16 protein-coding genes are annotated in these 18,890 nt (G+C 46.6%); 15 read left to right on the top strand and 1 reads right to left on the bottom strand.

Annotated elements, in window-relative coordinates; translation table 11 throughout:
- Positions 1–55: 55 nt before the first annotated feature.
- The 15 genes from AB5150_RS05580 (at position 56) to AB5150_RS05510 (ending at position 16,874) form a co-directional block, all read left to right on the top strand.
- Positions 56–1,801: an NFACT family protein gene (locus AB5150_RS05580; RefSeq protein WP_117549458.1), complete on the top strand. Its 1,746-nt coding sequence runs from the start codon at positions 56–58 to the stop codon at positions 1,799–1,801.
- Positions 1,802–1,896: 95 nt separating this feature from the next.
- Positions 1,897–2,775, top strand: a complete 879-nt coding sequence (locus AB5150_RS05575; protein ID WP_022216788.1) for a YicC/YloC family endoribonuclease — start codon at positions 1,897–1,899, stop codon at positions 2,773–2,775.
- Positions 2,776–2,802: 27 nt separating this feature from the next.
- Positions 2,803–3,441: a guanylate kinase gene (gmk, locus tag AB5150_RS05570; RefSeq protein ID WP_015534810.1), complete on the top strand. Its 639-nt coding sequence runs from the start codon at positions 2,803–2,805 to the stop codon at positions 3,439–3,441.
- Between the two features lie 77 nt (positions 3,442–3,518).
- Positions 3,519–3,758 (top strand): DNA-directed RNA polymerase subunit omega, encoded by a 240-nt coding sequence (rpoZ, locus tag AB5150_RS05565; protein ID WP_015534811.1) that lies wholly within the window; start codon positions 3,519–3,521, stop codon positions 3,756–3,758.
- A 137-nt stretch (positions 3,759–3,895) separates the two neighbouring features.
- The gene (locus AB5150_RS05560; protein ID WP_070097445.1) at positions 3,896–5,449 is read left to right on the top strand and encodes a UDP-N-acetylmuramoyl-L-alanyl-D-glutamate--2,6-diaminopimelate ligase; all 1,554 of its coding nucleotides are present in this window, start codon (positions 3,896–3,898) and stop codon (positions 5,447–5,449) included.
- The gene (priA, locus tag AB5150_RS05555; protein WP_349818303.1) at positions 5,418–7,676 is read left to right on the top strand and encodes a primosomal protein N'; all 2,259 of its coding nucleotides are present in this window, start codon (positions 5,418–5,420) and stop codon (positions 7,674–7,676) included. The genes AB5150_RS05560 and priA overlap by 32 nt, the downstream gene beginning before the upstream one ends.
- Positions 7,677–7,696: 20 nt before the next feature.
- Positions 7,697–8,164, top strand: coding sequence for a peptide deformylase (def, locus tag AB5150_RS05550; RefSeq protein ID WP_015534815.1), 468 nt, complete (start codon positions 7,697–7,699; stop codon positions 8,162–8,164).
- 34 nt (positions 8,165–8,198) lie between these two features.
- Positions 8,199–9,125, top strand: a complete 927-nt coding sequence (gene fmt / locus AB5150_RS05545; RefSeq protein WP_368291462.1) for a methionyl-tRNA formyltransferase — start codon at positions 8,199–8,201, stop codon at positions 9,123–9,125.
- 35 nt (positions 9,126–9,160) lie between these two features.
- On the top strand, positions 9,161–10,498 hold the full coding sequence (rsmB, locus tag AB5150_RS05540) for a 16S rRNA (cytosine(967)-C(5))-methyltransferase RsmB (protein WP_368291460.1): 1,338 nt from the start codon (positions 9,161–9,163) through the stop codon (positions 10,496–10,498).
- Positions 10,499–10,528: 30 nt separating this feature from the next.
- Entirely contained in the window at positions 10,529–11,605 is a 1,077-nt protein-coding gene (gene rlmN, locus AB5150_RS05535; RefSeq protein WP_055144700.1) for a 23S rRNA (adenine(2503)-C(2))-methyltransferase RlmN, read from the top strand.
- A gap of 83 nt (positions 11,606–11,688) precedes the next feature.
- Entirely contained in the window at positions 11,689–12,423 is a 735-nt protein-coding gene (locus tag AB5150_RS05530; protein ID WP_015534819.1) for a Stp1/IreP family PP2C-type Ser/Thr phosphatase, read from the top strand.
- Between the two features lie 6 nt (positions 12,424–12,429).
- Positions 12,430–14,640, top strand: coding sequence for a Stk1 family PASTA domain-containing Ser/Thr kinase (gene pknB / locus AB5150_RS05525; protein ID WP_055144698.1), 2,211 nt, complete (start codon positions 12,430–12,432; stop codon positions 14,638–14,640).
- Positions 14,641–14,654: 14 nt separating this feature from the next.
- The gene (gene rsgA, locus AB5150_RS05520; RefSeq protein WP_117549456.1) at positions 14,655–15,527 is read left to right on the top strand and encodes a ribosome small subunit-dependent GTPase A; all 873 of its coding nucleotides are present in this window, start codon (positions 14,655–14,657) and stop codon (positions 15,525–15,527) included.
- Positions 15,527–16,189, top strand: coding sequence for a ribulose-phosphate 3-epimerase (gene rpe / locus AB5150_RS05515; protein ID WP_117549067.1), 663 nt, complete (start codon positions 15,527–15,529; stop codon positions 16,187–16,189). Before rsgA ends, rpe begins: the two co-directional genes overlap by 1 nt.
- 22 nt (positions 16,190–16,211) lie before the next feature.
- Entirely contained in the window at positions 16,212–16,874 is a 663-nt protein-coding gene (locus AB5150_RS05510; protein ID WP_349822883.1) for a thiamine diphosphokinase, read from the top strand.
- A 110-nt stretch (positions 16,875–16,984) separates the two neighbouring features.
- Here the strand turns inward: AB5150_RS05510 and AB5150_RS05505 are convergent, their stop codons facing one another.
- A complete protein-coding gene (locus tag AB5150_RS05505) occupies positions 16,985–18,787 on the bottom strand; it encodes a Na/Pi cotransporter family protein (protein ID WP_368291492.1) in 1,803 nt (600 codons plus the stop codon).
- Positions 18,788–18,890 lie beyond the last annotated feature (103 nt).

The following is an 18,890-nucleotide window of genomic DNA, read 5'->3' as shown; positions in this document are numbered from 1 at the left end:
GCAGAGAATGAATTTGCATTTTCTGCCTTTTTTCAGGGATATAGGAGAGACAGATATGGCGTTTGACGGAATAGTGATATCCAATGTGGTAAGAGACATGAAGGAGAAACTCATCGACGGAAGGATATATAAGATATATCAGCCGGAGAAGGACGAGCTCAACATAGTAATAAAGAATAACAGGGAGAATTACAGGTTGCTCATGTCTGCGGATGCAAGCCTCCCGCTTATATACTTTCAGCAGTCCGCCAAGGAGAATCCTATGACAGCGCCGAATTTCTGTATGCTCCTCAGGAAGCATATCAACAACGGAAGGATAGTTGATGTGTATCAGCCGGGCTTTGAGAGAATAGTTGTCATGGTCATCGAGCATCTGGACGAGCTTGGAGATCTAAAGAGAAAGAAACTCATCATAGAGATCATGGGTAAGCACAGCAATATCATATTTGCCACGGATGAGAATGTCATCATCGACAGCATAAAGCATATATCCCATATGGTGAGCTCAGTGAGGGAGGTTCTTCCGGGCAGGACTTATGAGTATCCTCCGGCGGGAGGAAAGGTATCCCCGCTTGAGATAGAGCGCGGGGACTTCATAGAGCGTGTGAGCTCGAGCCCTACGAATATCATAAAGGCGATATACCAGAACATAACCGGATTTTCACCGGTTGTGGCGAGTGAGATAACCTACAGGGCAGGACTTGACGGCAACATGCCTGTGGACAGCATGAGCGAGGCGGATGTCGCAAGGCTTTATGATGAATTTGCCGGGATAGTATCTGATATAAGGAACGGGAACTATACTCCTGAGATCATACTGGACGGTTACACTCCAGTGGAGTTCTCGTCGGTGCATCTGTCGATGTACAGCGACAAGACCATAGAATCAAGGGATGACATTTCAAAGGTGCTTGATGAGTATTTCTACAGAAAGAGTGCGGTCACAAGGATAAGACAGAAGTCATCGGATCTCAGAAAGATCGTCTCGAATGCCATTGAGAGAACGAGCAAGAAGTACGACCTGCAGCTCGCTCAGTTAAAGGACACTGAATCCAGGGAAAAGTACCGTGTGTACGGAGAACTGATCAACACATATGGTTACAATATAGAACAGGGAGCGGACAGTTTTGAGGCTCTCAACTACTATACTAACGAGATGATAAAGATCCCGCTTGACAAGACCATATCTGTTATGGACAACTCCAAGAGATATTTTGCGAGATACAACAAGCTCAAGAGGACTTATGAGGCACTTACACAGCTCACTGTCGAGACGAAGAGTGAGCTGGAGCATCTTCAGTCGGTGCAGACGTTCCTTGATATGGCGATAGATGAGAATTCACTGGCACAGGTCAAGGAGGAGCTCGTAGCCTGCGGATATGTAAAGGGACATTACGGACGCAAGGGCGACAGGAAAAAGGCAAAGTCAAAACCGCTGCACTACATATCCAGCGATGGATTTCATATGTATGTGGGCAAGAATAATATCCAGAACGATGAGCTCACATTTAAATTCGCAAATGGTGGGGATATGTGGTTCCATGCTAAGAAGATGCCGGGTTCCCATGTCATCGTGAGACTTGAGGGTGCGGGAGAACTTCCTGATTCTACATATGAGGAGGCGGCAAGACTTGCAGCGTATTATTCGTCTGGAAGGACGGCACCGAAGGTGGAGATAGACTATACCGAGCGCAGAAATATCAAAAAGCCTGCGGGGGCAAAGCCTGGATTTGTAATATATCATACGAATTACTCGATGATTGCAGAGCCGAGAATTGCGGGAATAGAGGAAGTACAATAAATAATTTGATTTTTAAACAGGTGTGAAGTATAATATATTATCTGTTATCAGGTAATTGAAAACAACATATAACCTGGGAATATTAGGAGACAGATATGGTAAAAAGCATGACAGGATTTGGCCGCAGCGAGAGGGTGACTGATGCATACAAGATAGTTGTAGAGATGAAGTCAGTCAATCACAGATTCTGCGACATCAATATAAAGCTCCCGAAGAAGATAAGCTTCTTTGAGACAAACATAAGAACATATCTCAAAAAATATATTGAGAGAGGAAAGGTTGACGTGTTCATCACATACGAGGATTTCTCGGATGACAATGTCAAGCTGAAGTACAACAAGGACGTTGCCGAGAAGTACATGGGATATTTCGAGGAGATGTCCAAGGATTTTGGAATTGAGAACAGCATAACACCTGCACAGCTTGGAGGCTTCCCTGACGTGTTCACGGTTGAGGAGCAGGCGGTCGACCAGGATGAGCTGTGGAAGATAATAGAGACATCCCTTGACGAGGCTGCGAAGATGTTCGTGCAGTCGAGGATAACAGAGGGAGAGAACCTTAAGAAGGACATGATCGACAAGCTTGACGGAATGAGAGCTGCCGTTGATTATATAGAGGAGATATCACCTGAACTTGTGGAGGAGTATAGACGCAAGCTCACGGACAAGATCACAGAGGTTCTTGACAATCCTGTTATAGATGAGAACAGGATCGCCACAGAGGTCGTTATATATGCGGACAAGATATGTGTGGACGAGGAGACTGTAAGGCTTAAGAGCCATATCAGCAGCACGAAGAAGATTCTGGAGGATGGCGGAAGCGTCGGCAGGAAGCTGGACTTCATCGCACAGGAGATGAACAGAGAGGCGAACACGATACTTTCAAAGGCCAATTCACTTGATGTGTCAGACAAGGCGATACAGCTCAAGACTGACATAGAGAAGGTCAGAGAGCAGATACAGAATCTGGAATAGAGTACATAATTTTTAGAGGTAATGATGATGGCAGATAAGAATACAAAGCGTGGATCGCTCATAGTCATATCCGGTTTTTCAGGAGTTGGAAAGGGCACAGTTGTCAAGAGACTTGTGTCGGATTTTGGATATAACCTTTCAGTGTCGGCGACGACAAGATCACCGAGAGAGGGTGAGGTCGATGGAAGAGAGTATTATTTCATGGATCGCAAGGATTTTGAGAATCTCATTGACTACGGCGGATTTATCGAGTGGACACAGTATGTAGAGAATTATTATGGAACTCCAAAGAAGTATGTTGAGGAGAAGCTTGCTGATGGCAAGGACGTCATACTCGAGATAGAGGTCATGGGCGCACTCAATGTCAAGAAGCAGTTCCCTGATGCGCTTCTCATATTTATATCAGCTCCAAGCATAAGCGAGCTTAAGAGCAGACTGGCAGGAAGAGGAACAGAGTCGGAGGAGACCATAATCAAGAGACTCCGAAAGGCCACAGAGGAAGCTGAGGACATGGACAAGTACGACTACATCATAGTCAACGATGATCTGGACGAGTGTATACACACCGTGGATTCAGTCATCAGAAGCTATGGCTGCAGAAGAGATAATCAGCTTGGATATATAGCCGGAATAAAAGAAGAGCTTGCAGAGATAAAGAAACTCTGATAAATTAGACTGGATAACAGTGGACAGCAGTTTAGAAGAATATTTCAATAATCATATAAGAAAGGGGATATAATATCATGTTACATCCATCATACACAGACTTAATGTCAGTAGTAAATGCAGAGGTTGAGCCAGGTGAGCAGCCTGTAGTAAACAGCAGATATTCAATCGTTCTTGCAACAGCAAAGAGAGCAAGAGAGATCATTGATGGTCAGGAGCCTATGGTGGCAGCAGACCCAAAGAAGAAGCCATTATCCATCGCTGTAGATGAAGTTTACCATGGAAAGGTAAAGATCGTCGGAGCAGACGAGGATTAACAGACCGGAATATATAGCGGTAAGTGAGAAGAATGGAGGTTGGAGCTTTTAGCACAGCCTCCTATTTTTCTGATACACAACTGTGCCGGATGTGGCATATTCTAAATAAACAGGAATATGTCGACGGGAGGTGTATCATGAGGGCGTCAGATGTTCTAAAAGGCACGGTCTATGAGATCCTGGCAGGGGACATTGACTGTCAGATTACGGATCTGGCAGATGATTCCAGAGATGTCACACAGGGAACTCTTTTTGTGTGCCGGAGAGGTGCGAGAACAGATGGACATCGCTATATAGATGATGCCGTGGCAAGGGGCGCAGCGTGTATAGTCATGACAGATGATATCGGCATACCTGCGGAGCGGTCAGCCGGACGCTGGGGGGATACCGATGGTGTACTGATCGTGAGACTGTATGACTATCGCCACGGTATAGGAATGATATGTAATAATTTCTGGAATTTTCCGTCACGAAGTATGAAGGTTATAGGTGTGACCGGGACAAAGGGAAAGACCACGGTCGCATGTATGATAAAGTCTATGCTGGACAGATGGGGGCGTAGAACCGGTCTTGTGGGAACCATAGAGATCGATGACTGTATTCGGAAGATACCATCTGTGAACACCACTCCGGGAACGATATATCTCCATCGCAAGCTTGCAGACATGGTGGCAAATGGTGCGGAATACTGCGTCATGGAGGTATCGTCACAGGGGCTTATGCACAGCCGTGTGTCGGGGGTAGAATTTGATATATGCGTATATACAAATCTTGCTCCGGATCACATTGGGCGGAATGAACACCGCACATTTGCCGAGTATGGGAGATGGAAGAGAAGCCTGTTCTCAAAGTGTAAGACTGCGGTGATAAATGCAGATGACATGTATTCTGGGTGTATTGCTGCCGAGGCTGTGAATGCAGGGGCTGAAGTGGTATATTATGGTGTGAGGAATCACACTGCAGCCGGGGATGGTAATGTGTGTATGGCGGGAGCAATACACAGGCTCATTCTCCATAGAGTTATGGGGATAGGCTATGAGTGTGAGAGAACGGACGGGGAGAGCACTTACATGACTGTTGGCATACCGGGAGAGTTCAATGTGTACAATTCTCTTGCTGCGGTAACCACTTGCGGGATCATCGGGATACCGATGGAGGTAATGCAGGATTCGCAGTCGGATATGAAGGTGAGGGGCAGACTCGAGCCGGTGGAGATTCCGGGATACGCAAGGATATTCATCGATTATGCCCACAATGCCGTGAGCCTGGAAAATGTACTGACCACCCTCAGACAGTACAGGCCGAAGAGGCTTATATGTCTGTTCGGATGCGGCGGCAACAGATCAGCCGGGCGCAGAAAAGGCATGGGATTTGTGTCGGGCAGGCTGGCGGATATGACGGTCATAACAAGTGATAACCCGAGGTTTGAATCCCCGGAGGCGATAATGACGGATATTGAGACCGGGGTTCTCGAGGGCGGAGGAGAATATGTAAAGATATGCAGCCGTCTGGATGCTATAAGATACGCTCTGGAGATTTCGGACAGGGATGATATAGTCCTTCTGGCCGGCAAAGGCCATGAGACATATCAGGATATAGAGGGACGCAGGACACAAATGGACGAGAGAGAAATGATACGGCAGATATTGGAGGAGAAAAATGCGGGGATTGTACGCAGATGTGATAATTGATATATCCCATGAGGCGATAGACAGAACATTTCAATATGCTATTCCTGACGATATTGCCGGCAGGATACAGATAGGAAGTCAGGTCAACATTCCATTTGGCAAGGGAAATAATCTGAGAAAAGGCTATGTCATAGGGATATCGGATTCCACGGAATATGATGAGAGCAGGATAAAGTCTATAGATTCTCTGTGCGAGGACGGCGTGGCAGCTCCGGGAAGGCTCCTTGCCCTTGCGGCGTGGATAAAGGAGAACTACGGCTCCACCATGATAAATGCCATCCAGACGGTGATGCCGGTGAAAAAAACGGTTAAGTCCGTGGTGGTCAGATATATTGTCCTTTCATGCGAGGATGTGGACACATGGGAATACAGATATATGAAGAAGAATGCCAGGGCAAAGCTCAGGCTCCTCCGCGAGCTTATGGTGAGACATGAGCTCACAATGACGGAGGCCACCGGGACTTTGAATGTGTCATATCAGGCGGTTAAGGCCATGGAGGACGAAGGTGTCGTTCGTATCGTTGAGGACAGCAGATACCGGGATGTGGTGTCTGACGCGGTGAGGCAGCAGGCATTTGAGGCTCCTGATATAGAGCTTAACAGTGACCAGCAGAGGATAGTCGATGATTTCGTAAGTGATGCAGATCAGGGTATACACAGGACATATCTTCTTCATGGCGTGACGGGAAGCGGCAAGACTGAGGTGTATGTGAGGTGTATCCGTGAAGTCGTCCGCGCGGGCAGACAGGCGATCGTGCTGATACCTGAGATAGCACTCACGTATCAGACACTGACATATTTCTCCAGATACTTTGGTGACCGTGTGACCATGGTCAACTCAAAGCTCAGCAGCGGGGAGAAGTATGATCAGTTTGAGCGCGCAAGGAAGGGCGATGTGGATGTGGTGATAGGCCCGAGGTCTGCGCTGTTTACCCCATTTGAGAAGCTGGGACTTATAATAATAGATGAGGAGCATGAGAGCAGCTATAAGAGTGACAGCCCGCCAAAATATCACGCAAGGGAGACTGCCATAGAACGTGCAAGGCTTGAGGGGGCGAGTGTCATACTCGGTTCCGCAACTCCTTCTGTGGAGAGCTACAAGCGTGCACTGGCGGGTGAGTACAGGCTGTGGACCATGGACAGCCGTGTTGAGGGCAGAGCCATGGCAGAGACAAGCATAGTAGATCTCAGGGATGAACTCCACCGGGGCAACAGATCCATAATAAGCGACGAGCTTGCAAATGATATAGCGGACAGGCTCAGCAAGCGGGAACAGATCATGCTGTTCATCAACAAGCGGGGATATAACAGCTTTGTATCCTGCAGGAGCTGCGGAGAGGCAGTGAAATGCCCGCACTGTGACGTGTCCATGGCACTGCACTCTGGAAATAATACACAGAAGGGCGTGCTTGTGTGCCACTACTGCGGATTCAGAATGCCGGAGCCGGACAAATGTCCGGCGTGCGGTTCAAAGCTCATAGGAGGCTATGGAGTCGGAACCGAGAAGGTCGAGCAGGAGGTACACAGGTTGTTCCCGGAGGCCAGAACCTTAAGGATGGACAGGGATACGACCTCGAAGAAGAATTCTCATGAGCAGATACTTGAGAGCTTCGGAAGAGGCGATGCGGACATACTCATAGGAACCCAGATGATAGTCAAGGGACATGACTTTTCCAGAGTGACACTTGTGGGTGTGCTGCTGGCGGATCTCACACTGTTCAGCGGAGACTACAGAGCCGGTGAGAGGACATTTGACCTGCTGACCCAGGCTGCGGGAAGAGCCGGAAGAGGTGATGTGCCCGGAAAGGTTGTGATACAGACCTACAAGCCGGACAACTACGTCATAACTGCGGCAGCGTCCCAGGATTACAGGGCATTCTACGATATCGAGGAGGCGTACAGATCACTCATGAGGTATCCGCCGGAGTGGAATATGATGGTCATAATGGGCACGGGCATGGACGAAGAACAGCTTGCCAATATAATGGATAGGATGTATTCTCTTATAAGGGGAAAATATATAAATGCAGGACATCTGTCTGTGATCGGTCCTTCGGAACCGGCCATATCAAAGATAAAGGATGTGTACAGGCGGGTGTTGTATATAAAACACCGGGATTACAGGATGCTGGTGGATGTCAAGGATTATGTCGAGGAATGGCTTAAGGAGAACGGAGAGAACGATGTGAGTGTATTCTTTGACCTGAATCCGGTAAATATGTATTAGTGAAAAGGAGATTTGTGGACATGGCGATAAGAAATATAAGATATGACGGAGATGACATACTCAGAAAGGTGTGCAGACCGGTTGAGAAGATGGATGACAGAACACTTACACTCATAGATGACATGTTTGATACCATGTATGAGGCAAATGGAGTTGGACTTGCCGCACCTCAGGTTGGAATCCTCAAGAGGATAGTTGTTATCGATGTCGGCGATGACAATCCACTCTGTCTTATAAATCCTGTGATAACAGAATCAGACGGAGAGCAGACAGGTGAGGAGGGATGCCTCAGCCTTCCTGGAAAATTTGGAACAGTTACAAGACCTATGCATGTAATATGCAAGGCATTTGACGAGAATATGGAGGAGTTTACAGTCGAGGGAGAGGGACTTCTGGCGAGAGCTATCTGCCACGAGCTTGATCATCTTGACGGAAAGCTCTACAAGGATCTTGTCGAGGATGGCCTTCACGAGGTAGAGCAGAATTAAGAGATACTTAACCTATAACAAGGAGGACATGCAGATGAGAGTTATATATATGGGAACCCCTGATTTTGCCGTGCACGCACTTGTATCCATAGTGGAAGCGGGACATGACGTTGTGGCATGCTTTACGCAGCCGGACAAGGCAAAGGGAAGGAGCAAAAAGCTTCAACCGACACCGGTGAAGGTACAGGCAATGGAATATGATATTCCGGTATATCAGCCGGTGAAGCTCCGTGAGCAGGAGAACGTGGACATCATCAGAGAGTATGCACCTGATGTGATAGTTGTGGCAGCATATGGCCAGATACTTCCTGAGAGCATACTCAATATTCCGAAGTACAGATGTGTCAATATCCATGCATCGCTGCTCCCGAAGTACCGCGGTGCGGCGCCTATCGAGTGGGCGATCATTGACGGCGAGAAGGAGACCGGAGTCACCACCATGTACATGGCAAAGGGACTTGATACCGGAGATATGATAGAACATTCGATTGTGTCTATCGGTGACGATGACACTGGAGAGACATTGACGGACAAGCTTGCGGCAAGCGGTGCGCAGCTTATACTGTCAACCCTTGAAAAGCTTGAGAATGGAACTGCGGTCCGGACACCTCAGGATGACAGCCTGAGCTGTTACGCTTCCATGTTGAACAAGGGTATGGGAGATATAGATTTCAGTGAGCCGGCAGAGAAGATAGAGAGACTTGTGAGAGGCCTTCAGCCATGGCCTTGTGCATACACAAGGATAGGCGGCAAGAATGTCAAGATATATGGGGCAAAGGTAGTGAGTCGTGAGGATGGCATTGCACCGGGTGAGATAACCATGGTGACCAAGAAGACATTTGCCATAGCGTGTGGACAGGATGCACTCCAGATAACAAGATTGCAGCCTGAGGGCAAGAAGCCTATGGATGCGGCGGCGTTCCTTGCGGGCAATAAACTCACAGCCGGAGAGCACATCTGATCAAATATATCTGATGAAGAATGGACAGAGGTAGAATGGATACAAAGACTCGAGAGGTGGTTCTGACCACATTACTGGACATAGAGAAAAATCATACATTTTCAAATATAGCACTTGGAACGGCACTCCGGGCCAACCAGTTCATGAGCAAACAGGACAGGGCGTACATCACGAGAATGGTCGAGGGAGTCACAGAGCAGAGGATAAAGCTGGACTACATAATAAACCAGTTCTCCAAAACAAAGGTGAACAAGTGCAAGCCGCTCATAAGATGCGTCCTCAGGATGGGAACTTACGAGCTGTTCTTTATGGACTCTGTTCCGGATTCGGCTGCCTGCAACCTGTCGGTGAAGCTGGCGGTGGATCATGGATTTGGAAGCCTCAGAGGCTTTGTCAACGGAGTGCTCAGAAATATCGCAAGAAGCAGGGATGGTATAAAATACCCTGATAAGAACACATCACCTTTGGAATACTATTCGGTTGAATATTCAGTTCCTGTGGAGCTTGTGGAGATACTGCTGCAGGACTATGACAGCGAAACGGTGGACAGGATACTCGGAAGCAGCTACGAAATGCGTCCGACATCCATAAGGGTGAATACAGACAGGATAAGCGTTGATGAAGTCGAGAGGAAGCTGGAGGCCGCTGGAATAGAGACAGTGCGAGGAAACCTGAATGACACATCACTTCTTATAAAGGGATATGATTATGTCAGAAGGATCCCAGGATTCATGGATGGAGAATTTGTTGTACAGGATCAGAGTTCGTGTCTGGCTGTAAGGGCAGCAGGTATACAGAATGGAGATCTGGTGGTGGATGTGTGTGCAGCACCGGGCGGCAAAACCATGTATGCCGCAAGTCTTGTGGGACAGACAGGAAGGGTGATCTCAAGGGATCTCACCGAGAACAAGACGGAGCTCATAGAGGAGAACGTGGACAGACTTGGACTGACAAATGTCACTGTCGAGGCATGGGATGCGAGAGAACTTGATGAGAACCTTGTCGGAAAGGCTGATGTGGTAATAGCAGACCTTCCGTGTTCGGGACTTGGCATAATGGGCAGGAAGAACGATATCAAGTACAATGTGACAGGTGACAGCATAGACGAGCTGGCACAGCTTCAAAGGGATATTCTTGACACTGTATCCAGATATGTGAAAACGGGTGGAACACTGGTGTATTCGACATGTACTATAGACAGCAGGGAGAATCAGAACAATGTTAAGTGGTTTGTGGAAAATCATGATTTTGAGACTGTGAGTATAGATGAGATCGTACCGGGGCACGGCGGCGATAAAGGATATGTAACTCTGTTACAGGGAGTAGATGAGTGTGATGGATTTTTCATATCGAAGTTCGTGCGTACAAAATAGATAGAACATGTATAAAAGATTGGACAGAGTATGGAAGTAAAGGATAGAGAAGATAAGGATATTAGACAGCCGGATCTGAAATCAATGAATATGGAAGAACTCAGGAACTGGGTCATCGGTGCCGGTCAGCCGGCATTCAGGGCGAAGCAGATATATCAGTGGTTTCATGTGAAGCTTGCGGACGGAACGGAGGAGATGACCAATCTGCCGAAAAGCCTCAGAGAGAAGATGGATGAATATGGAATATATGGTGTGAGCGTTGTCACCAGACTCATTTCAGAGGATGACGGCACAAATAAATTCCTGTTCAGACTCCATGATGGGAATGTCATAGAGAGCGTGCTCATGAAGTACAAGCATGGCAATTCCGTGTGCATATCATCCCAGGTGGGCTGCCGTATGGGCTGCAGGTTCTGTGCATCGACCATAGGCGGGCTGGTGAGGAATCTCACAGCGTCTGAGATGCTGTCACAGATATACAGCATCCAGAAGATAACAGGTGAGCGTGTGTCAAATGTGGTCGTGATGGGAACAGGAGAGCCGCTGGATAACTTTGACAATCTTGTCAGGTTCATAGAGATGCTGACGGACGAGAATGGACTGAACATAAGCCAGAGAAATGTCACAGTGTCGAGCTGCGGTTTAGTGCCTGAGATAAAGAGGCTTGCGGATATGGGGCTTTCCATTACATTTGCATTGTCGCTTCACGCGCCAAATGACGAGGACAGAAGGGCACTCATGCCGATAGCCAACAGATACAGCATTGCAGAGGTTCTGGACGCCTGTGATTATTACTTTGACAGGACGGGCAGGAGGATAACATTTGAGTATTCTCTTGTAAAAGGGCAGAATGACAGCCCTGAGAAGGCATGCGAGCTGGCGCGTCTCATAAGGGGAAGAAACTGCCATGTGAACCTCATTCCCGTAAATCCGATCAAGGAGAGGGATTACGAGAGGGCGGATAACAGCGCCATTGAGAATTTCAAAAATATTCTGGAAAGAAACCAGATAACAGCTACGGTGCGAAGAAGCATGGGGCGTGACATAGACGCAGCGTGCGGACAGCTCCGCCGTAAATATGAGGAGGAGAACAAGACGGATAAATAGTTCGTCTTGTTCTTTTTTATGTGTTGTGCTAAAATAGGCAAGGTGGCGTATCAGATAATATTTTAGGCTGATGGAGAGAATATATGAAATCATTTGGAATAACAGATGTTGGAAAAAAGCGTTCCATGAATCAGGACAGCATATTTTATACAGATGAGCCAATAGGGGCTATCAGCAATCTGTACATAGTTGCGGATGGCATGGGCGGTCATAAGGCCGGGGACGTTGCATCCAGAACGGCGATTGAAGCCGCAGTTGAATATATAAGTGAAAGCGAGATAAGCAATCCTGTATCGCTGCTCAAGAGGGCGATAATATATGCCAATGACAAGGTGTATAAGCTTGCGCTCAGCAATCCGGAGGATTACGCAGGTATGGGAACGACATTTGTAGCTGCAGTGATCGATGATGGAATCATGTATGTCGCGAATATAGGTGACAGCAGATTATATATAGTTAACAATGAGATAAGACAGGTCACACTTGATCACTCATTGGTTGAGGAGCTGATAAGGAATGGTCAGCTCGACAGGAATAAGGGACGGAATCATCCAGAGAAGAACATTATAACCCGAGCACTTGGAATAGGTGATGATGTGGTTCCGGATTTCTTTGAAGTAGAACTTTCAGCGGATGATAAGATCCTTCTATGTTCTGATGGTTTGTCGAACATGATAGAGGACGACGAGATTCGGGACATTGTATCAGAGTCGGATGATCTTAAGACAGTCGGTGAGAAGCTGGTGGAGAGAGCGAATTACTACGGCGGCAAGGACAATATATCTGCCGTTGTAGCTGCGATAGATTGGGAGGAATAAATTGGTATGTTAAATCCGGGAACGATGCTCAGCGGTCGTTATGAGATCATAGAATTGGTTGGATCTGGCGGTATGTCAGAGGTATATAAGGCAAAATGTCATGTGTTAAACAGATATGTTGCCATAAAGGTGCTTAAGCCTGAGTTCAGCTCAGACGTTAATTTTGTTACAAAGTTCAGGATAGAGGCCCAGTCTGCGGCGGGGCTGTCACATCCTAATATTGTGAATGTATACGATGTCGGTGAGGACAACGGAATATATTATATAGTAATGGAGCTTGTGGAGGGAACCACCCTCAAGGAATATATACAGGCCCACGGTAGAATAGAGCCTATGCAGGCGATTGATTTTGCCATACAGATAGCCCAGGGACTTCAGGCAGCCCATGAGCATCACACGATACACAGAGATATAAAGCCTCAGAACATCATCATGTCGAACAACGGCACGCTGAAGGTTACTGATTTCGGAATCGCAAGAGCCGCATCGTCAAGCACGACCACGACAAATGCGATGGGCAGTGTTCACTACATATCACCGGAGCAGGCAAGGGGCGGATTCTCAGATGAGAGAAGTGATATTTATTCACTCGGTATCACCATGTATGAGATGCTCACAGGACATGTTCCATTTGAAGGCGAGAACAATGTGGCTATAGCGCTGATGCACATTCAGGGCGAGATGGTATCACCTAGGGAGTATTACCCGGATATACCTACAAGCCTTGAGAAGATCATAAGAAAGTGTACACAGAAGAAGCCGGAGAGACGATATCTCACAGCAAATGCGCTTATAGCTGATCTCAACAGAGTAAAAGAGAATCCTAATATAGATTGTATAGTAGTGCCTAAGACCAGCGTTCCTACATCCCCTACCATTGAGATGACAAAGCAGGAGATGGAGATGATCAAGACCGGAAGACAGGTCGATAAGGCAGATACTACGGAGGTTCCACCTGTAAGTCCGAGAACGTCAGAGATCAAGGCTAACGTGCCAGTTATGCCGCCGTCACAGTTCGACGATCTGTTCCCAGATGACGACGATGAAGAGGATGATACGGACGAGTCAGTGGCAGATGATGGAGAACAGGAGCAGGAATACGATGGAGAAGAGGAGCTTGATCCAAGACTTAAGAAGATAATCATGGTATCAAGTATTGCCATCGCGGTGGTTCTTGCCATACTTGCCATACTTCTCATAGGCAAGATAGCCGGCTGGAATATTCTGGGCGGTAAGGGTAAGACGGAGGAAAGCACCGATGTCATAACCACAGAGGGATCGAACGACACAACTGCACAGGAGACAGTACCTATGGTCAATGTAGTAGGTCTGTATAAGACTGCGGCTGAGGAGCAGATGAAGAAGAATGGCTTCACCAACTATACATTTGTGGAGAAGACAGATGCCACAGTTGAGAAGGGCTATGTAATATCACAGAGTATAGATGATGGAACATCCATAACAAAGGATACACAGATAACTATTTACGTGTCATCTGGCAAGGAAAAGACCAAGGTGCCGAATGTTCTCGGATATGAGGACAGTCAGGCCACAACATTGCTCGAGGAGGCAGGACTTAAGGTAACACATGGCTATGCGTACGATGATAATGTTGAGAAGGATCATGTAATATCCTCAGATCCTGTTGCCGGAACAGAGGTTGAGGAGGGCTCAACAGTCAAGATAATCATCAGTAACGGTAAGGAGACTAAGAAGATCGCAGTTCCTAACCTCAAGGGTAGGTCTGAGGCAGATGCAGCAGCTAAGCTTCAGGAGGTCAACCTGGTAGGCAATCCAAGCTATGAGTACAGCGATGATGTGAAGGAAGGCCAGGTAATATCACAGGATCCTGAGGTCAACACTGAGGTTGACGAGGGAACTACCGTGTCATATGTTGTCAGTAAGGGACCTCAGAAGGTTACATACTCTGTATCTTTCAGCGGTTCAATATCGAATATAGAGTTTGATTTTGATACATTTGGAAGTGTGACAGTTGACATCTCATACACAATAGGCAGACAGACATTCTCTGTATACAGCGGCAAGGCTGGTGCAGGAGACTTCCCTATCAATATAGATGGAGTTGAGGGTCCTACAGGACTTGAGAGCAACCAGGGATCATTCTCTGTGACCATCACGGATTCAGAGGGAATAGATGTCACATCAAGCTTTAACACGGGCGGTTTGTCCGCTACATTTACACAGGAGAGTAATTAGTAGTGGCAGAGATCATATCAGGAAAGATAATCAAAGGAATCGGTGGATTCTATTATATAGACGCCGAGGATGGACATTTGTACGAATGTAAGGCGAAGGGCATCTTCAGAAACAAAAAGATCAAGCCCCTTGTCGGAGATAATGTGAATATAGAGATACTTGATCCTGAGAACAATCTAGGTAATATCGTTGAGATATTGCCTAGATTTAACTCTTTAATAAGACCTGCTGTGGCAAATGTGGATCAGACGATCATAATATTTGCCGTGAGCGAGCCTGAGCCGAACTTTAACCTGCTTGACAGATTCCTTGTCAGCATGGAGAAAAGCGGTGTTGAGACTATCATTTGTTTTAACAAGACGGATCTTTCGCCGGACAATATGGAGGCTTGCAGATCATACAGCAAGAGCGGGTATGAGACAATCTTTATAAGCGCCAGGGAAGGCGAGGGCATAGACAGGCTCAGGGAGATCATAAAAGACCGCACAACGGTGTTTGCGGGGCCATCGGGAGTCGGCAAGTCGTCTACTCTCAATGCGATCAAGCCAGAGGCGGAGGCCCAGACAGGCGCTATAAGTGACAAGATAAAGCGTGGCAAGCACACCACGAGACATTCTGAGCTCATGCACATTGGCGGCAGGACATATATTATGGACACACCGGGCTTTTCATCGCTCTATGTTGATTCCATAGAGGCGGAGGATCTCAAGGAGTATTTCCCGGATATTGCGGCATATACGGGAGAGTGCAGATTCAACATGTGCAATCATGTCAGTGAGCCGGATTGTCTGGTAAAGCAGGCGGTTGCGGACGGAGAGATAAGCCGTATAAGATACGAAGATTATGTAATGATATATAACGACTTAAAAGAAAAGAGGAAATGGTAATGATAATTCTTTCACCTTCATTATTGTCAGTTGATTTTGCACATATTGCGGACGGCATTGCGGAGCTTGACAGAGCGAAAGTTCCTGCGCTGCACCTTGACGTTATGGACGGTGCGTTTGTTCCGAACATATCATTTGGTGCGCCTGTCATAAAGTGTCTCAGAAAAGAGACGAACATGATATTTGACGTGCATCTCATGATAGAGGAGCCGGACAGATATCTTGAGGATTTCAAGAAGGCAGGTGCTGACTGGGTAACCGTACATGCAGAGAGCTGTAAGCATCTGCACAGAACCGTTGCCAGGATACATGAGCTTGGAATGAAGGCCGGAGTGGCACTCAATCCGGCAACTCCTGTATCAGTGCTTGACTATGTGATAGACGATCTGGATATGGTACTTGTTATGAGTGTCAATCCGGGATTCGGCGGACAGTCATTTATTCCTTCAGCACTCAGAAAGGTGGCTGAGGTCAGAAAAATGGCAGATGACAGAGGCCTTGAGCTCAATATAGAGGTGGATGGTGGAGTCAATCTGAAGAATGTGGGTGACGTCATAGAAGCTGGTGCAAATGTCATAGTTGCCGGTTCTGCGGTATTTGGCGGAGATGCTTATGAGAACAGCTGCAGCTTTCTCAAAGTATTTGAGAAATATGAGGCATAGATAATAAAGGGCAAATAGTGATATGAAGAGTTATATTATAATATCCGGAGGCAGAGTTGATCTGTATTCACTTCAGGAAATCATGGACAGACACCTTGAAAGCAGCAGAGTGATAGCTGTGGACAAGGGTATAGAGACCTGCAATAAGATAGGAATAGTACCGGATGTGATCGTGGGTGACTTCGATTCAGCCAGCAAGGTGACTGTGGGCGTGTACAGGAAGATGGCTAAAAAGATGCACTCCATACAGTTTGTTGATCTGGACACACACAAGGACTTCACGGATACTCATGTAGCCATCATGCATGCCATGGAGGAAGGTGCTACGGATATTTATATATTGGGGGCCACAGGAACAAGACTTGATCACACAATGGCAAACATAGGGCTACTCAAGGAATGTGCGGATAAAGGCGTAAATGCGTATATAGAGGATGACCATAATGTAATAACCATGATAAATTCCAGTGCCGGAATAAGCCGGCTAGAGGGATACGATTATATATCTTTTATACCGTACGGTGGATGCGTCACGGGGGTAACACTTACAGGGTTTGAATACAACGTGGAGAATCGTACATTTGAGATAGGAGACAGCCTTGGAGTGAGCAACCGGGTTGTATCGGAGGATGCAAGGATAGAGATAGAAGATGGCTATATGATCGTCAATTACAGCCGTGACTGATATGTTTTAAAAGACCAGGCATATAAACTACAATATAAATATAACGAAAAAGCTCTGCACAGTGTATTATCTGTGCAGAGCTTTTTCGCATAGCAGTTTGTTATATTCCTTTACTTTTTCTTGGAGTTCTTTTTACCCTTTTCAGGATATTTCTCGTTTATCTTTTCTTTTATCTTTTCGTGCCTGTCGGCTACTTTGTTTTTTGCTGATGACTTTTTCTTCTGGTCGGACTTCTGGTCGTTCTTTGACTCATTCTTTTGCTCCTCGCCGGAAACCTTAGCTTTGTTATCAGGTTCATCAGGTGTTGTTAATTCACGGAGTTCGCGGATGCTGGCATCAAAGCCTTCTGTTATCGGATCGGCATACATGGATGAATAATATGCATACAGAGCCTTGTATTCCTCAGATGTCTTGTATCCGGTGATGTAGATGTGTCCGTGCATCTCGTCCATATGGATACCCCTGATCTTCTTGGCAATGTGAAGGCCGATGTTCTTACAGTGGCTTCCGATCCTGTCAAGACTTGTGAGAATGTCAACCAGTGCAAATCCTCCAGGGATACCACATTCGCCCATCTGAAGTCTCACAACGTGGTGATCCTTTATAAGCTCTGTTATCTCGCTGATGGTCTGTGCAAGTGGCTCTATTCTTGATATTGCCTGAAGATCGTCCTCCTTGAAGGCGTTCAGAGTCATATCAATAATATTGTTAGTCGCCTTGAGCGCTGTCTGGATTTCATTCATTCCCTGATCTGAGAAGTTTATCTTCTGATCTATTATATTTCTCGATACAACGAGAAGATTCTCACAGTGGTCACCAATCCTTTCCATATCACTCAGACTGTTCAGAAGCTCAGACACATCAAGTCGTTCGGATCTGGACATGTTGTTCTGTGATGTTACCTTGAGGAGGAAGTTGTTGAGTGAGCTCTCACATTTGTCTATGAAATCCTCATTCTCCTCGAGTTTGGCGGCATCTTCTTCATTGAAATCACTGATGAGTCTGCATGCTATTGCAAAGTTCTCTCTTATGCAGTCAGCCATGGCAAACATGACATTTCTTGCCTGTGAAATAGCGATGGAAGGGGTAGCGATAAGTCTCGGATCCAGTGTGGCGAGCTCTTTGTCGATCTTGGACTCCTCGTCGTCCCTGATGATCTTTCCTGTAAGTTTTGCCACCTGATTGGAGAATGGCAGAAGTATCAGGCTTATGATAAAGTTGAACAGGAAGTGGACGTTTGCAATGTTACCACGGTTTACGACCTTGTCCATGAAAGGCATGTCTATGAAAAGCTGAAGTCCGTATATGACAATAACAAAGAACACAGCTCCGAATATGTTAAAGAGAAGATATGAGAGAGAAACTCTCTTTGCCTTCTTGTTCGCACCGATTCCCCCGAGGATAATGGTCATACACTTACCGATGTTCTGACCGATAATGATAGGAATGGCTGTTCCGTATGTAACGACGCCTGTGGACGAAATGGCCTGGAGTATACCTACTGATGCAGATGAACTCTGTATGATGGCTGTGAGCACAAGTCCTATTAAAATACCAAGTAATGGGTTATTAAACGATGTGAACAGATTCTGGAAGCTCTCTGATTCCTTAAGTGGCGCAAATACACCCTCCATGGTATTCATGCCGAGAAAGAGGATTCCAAGACCAACAAGAATACTTGCAATATCACGTTTCTTGTTGTTATTTGTAAATAGTATGATAAATGCACCTATACATATAAGGATAGGAGCAAATGATGACGGTTTTAAAAGTTTAAGAAGAATATTAGTCTCCGCAAGATCTCCAAGACGAAGGATCTGTGCGGTCGCGGTACTACCGATGTTGGCACCAAACACGACAGGTATGGCCTGCCCAAGCTTCATGATTCCGGCATTTACAAAGCCGATGAGCATGATGGTCGTTGCTGCCGAACTCTGAATGATGGCTGTTACGGCTGTACCGCTGTCTCTTATACACATCTCCGAGCCCACGAGACTCACTCACATCTCGTATGCG

The sequence above is a fragment of the Coprococcus sp. RTP21281st1_F1_RTP21281_210402 genome, assembly GCF_040915325.1.
GTDB classification, from domain to species: Bacteria; Bacillota; Clostridia; order Lachnospirales; family Lachnospiraceae; genus Coprococcus; species Coprococcus aceti.
Note: the sequence above shows the minus strand (reverse complement) of the source record. Positions and strands in the feature narration are given on the sequence as shown.

What these genes read in the sequence shown, in the direction of transcription:
- rlmN (WP_055144700.1), top strand. Translation starts at nt 10,529, where the DNA reads ATGGAAGTAAAGGATAGAGAAGATAAGGATATTAGACAGCCGGATCTG.
- priA (WP_349818303.1), top strand. Translation starts at nt 5,418, where the DNA reads ATGCGGGGATTGTACGCAGATGTGATAATTGATATATCCCATGAGGCG.
- AB5150_RS05530 (WP_015534819.1), top strand. Translation starts at nt 11,689, where the DNA reads ATGAAATCATTTGGAATAACAGATGTTGGAAAAAAGCGTTCCATGAAT.
- fmt (WP_368291462.1), top strand. Translation starts at nt 8,199, where the DNA reads ATGAGAGTTATATATATGGGAACCCCTGATTTTGCCGTGCACGCACTT.
- AB5150_RS05505 (WP_368291492.1), bottom strand. Translation starts at nt 18,787, where the DNA reads ATGCTCATCGGCTTTGTAAATGCCGGAATCATGAAGCTTGGGCAGGCC.
- pknB (WP_055144698.1), top strand. Translation starts at nt 12,430, where the DNA reads ATGTTAAATCCGGGAACGATGCTCAGCGGTCGTTATGAGATCATAGAA.
- rpe (WP_117549067.1), top strand. Translation starts at nt 15,527, where the DNA reads ATGATAATTCTTTCACCTTCATTATTGTCAGTTGATTTTGCACATATT.
- rpoZ (WP_015534811.1), top strand. Translation starts at nt 3,519, where the DNA reads ATGTTACATCCATCATACACAGACTTAATGTCAGTAGTAAATGCAGAG.
- gmk (WP_015534810.1), top strand. Translation starts at nt 2,803, where the DNA reads ATGGCAGATAAGAATACAAAGCGTGGATCGCTCATAGTCATATCCGGT.
- def (WP_015534815.1), top strand. Translation starts at nt 7,697, where the DNA reads ATGGCGATAAGAAATATAAGATATGACGGAGATGACATACTCAGAAAG.
- AB5150_RS05510 (WP_349822883.1), top strand. Translation starts at nt 16,212, where the DNA reads ATGAAGAGTTATATTATAATATCCGGAGGCAGAGTTGATCTGTATTCA.
- AB5150_RS05560 (WP_070097445.1), top strand. Translation starts at nt 3,896, where the DNA reads ATGAGGGCGTCAGATGTTCTAAAAGGCACGGTCTATGAGATCCTGGCA.
- rsmB (WP_368291460.1), top strand. Translation starts at nt 9,161, where the DNA reads ATGGATACAAAGACTCGAGAGGTGGTTCTGACCACATTACTGGACATA.
- AB5150_RS05575 (WP_022216788.1), top strand. Translation starts at nt 1,897, where the DNA reads ATGGTAAAAAGCATGACAGGATTTGGCCGCAGCGAGAGGGTGACTGAT.
- AB5150_RS05580 (WP_117549458.1), top strand. Translation starts at nt 56, where the DNA reads ATGGCGTTTGACGGAATAGTGATATCCAATGTGGTAAGAGACATGAAG.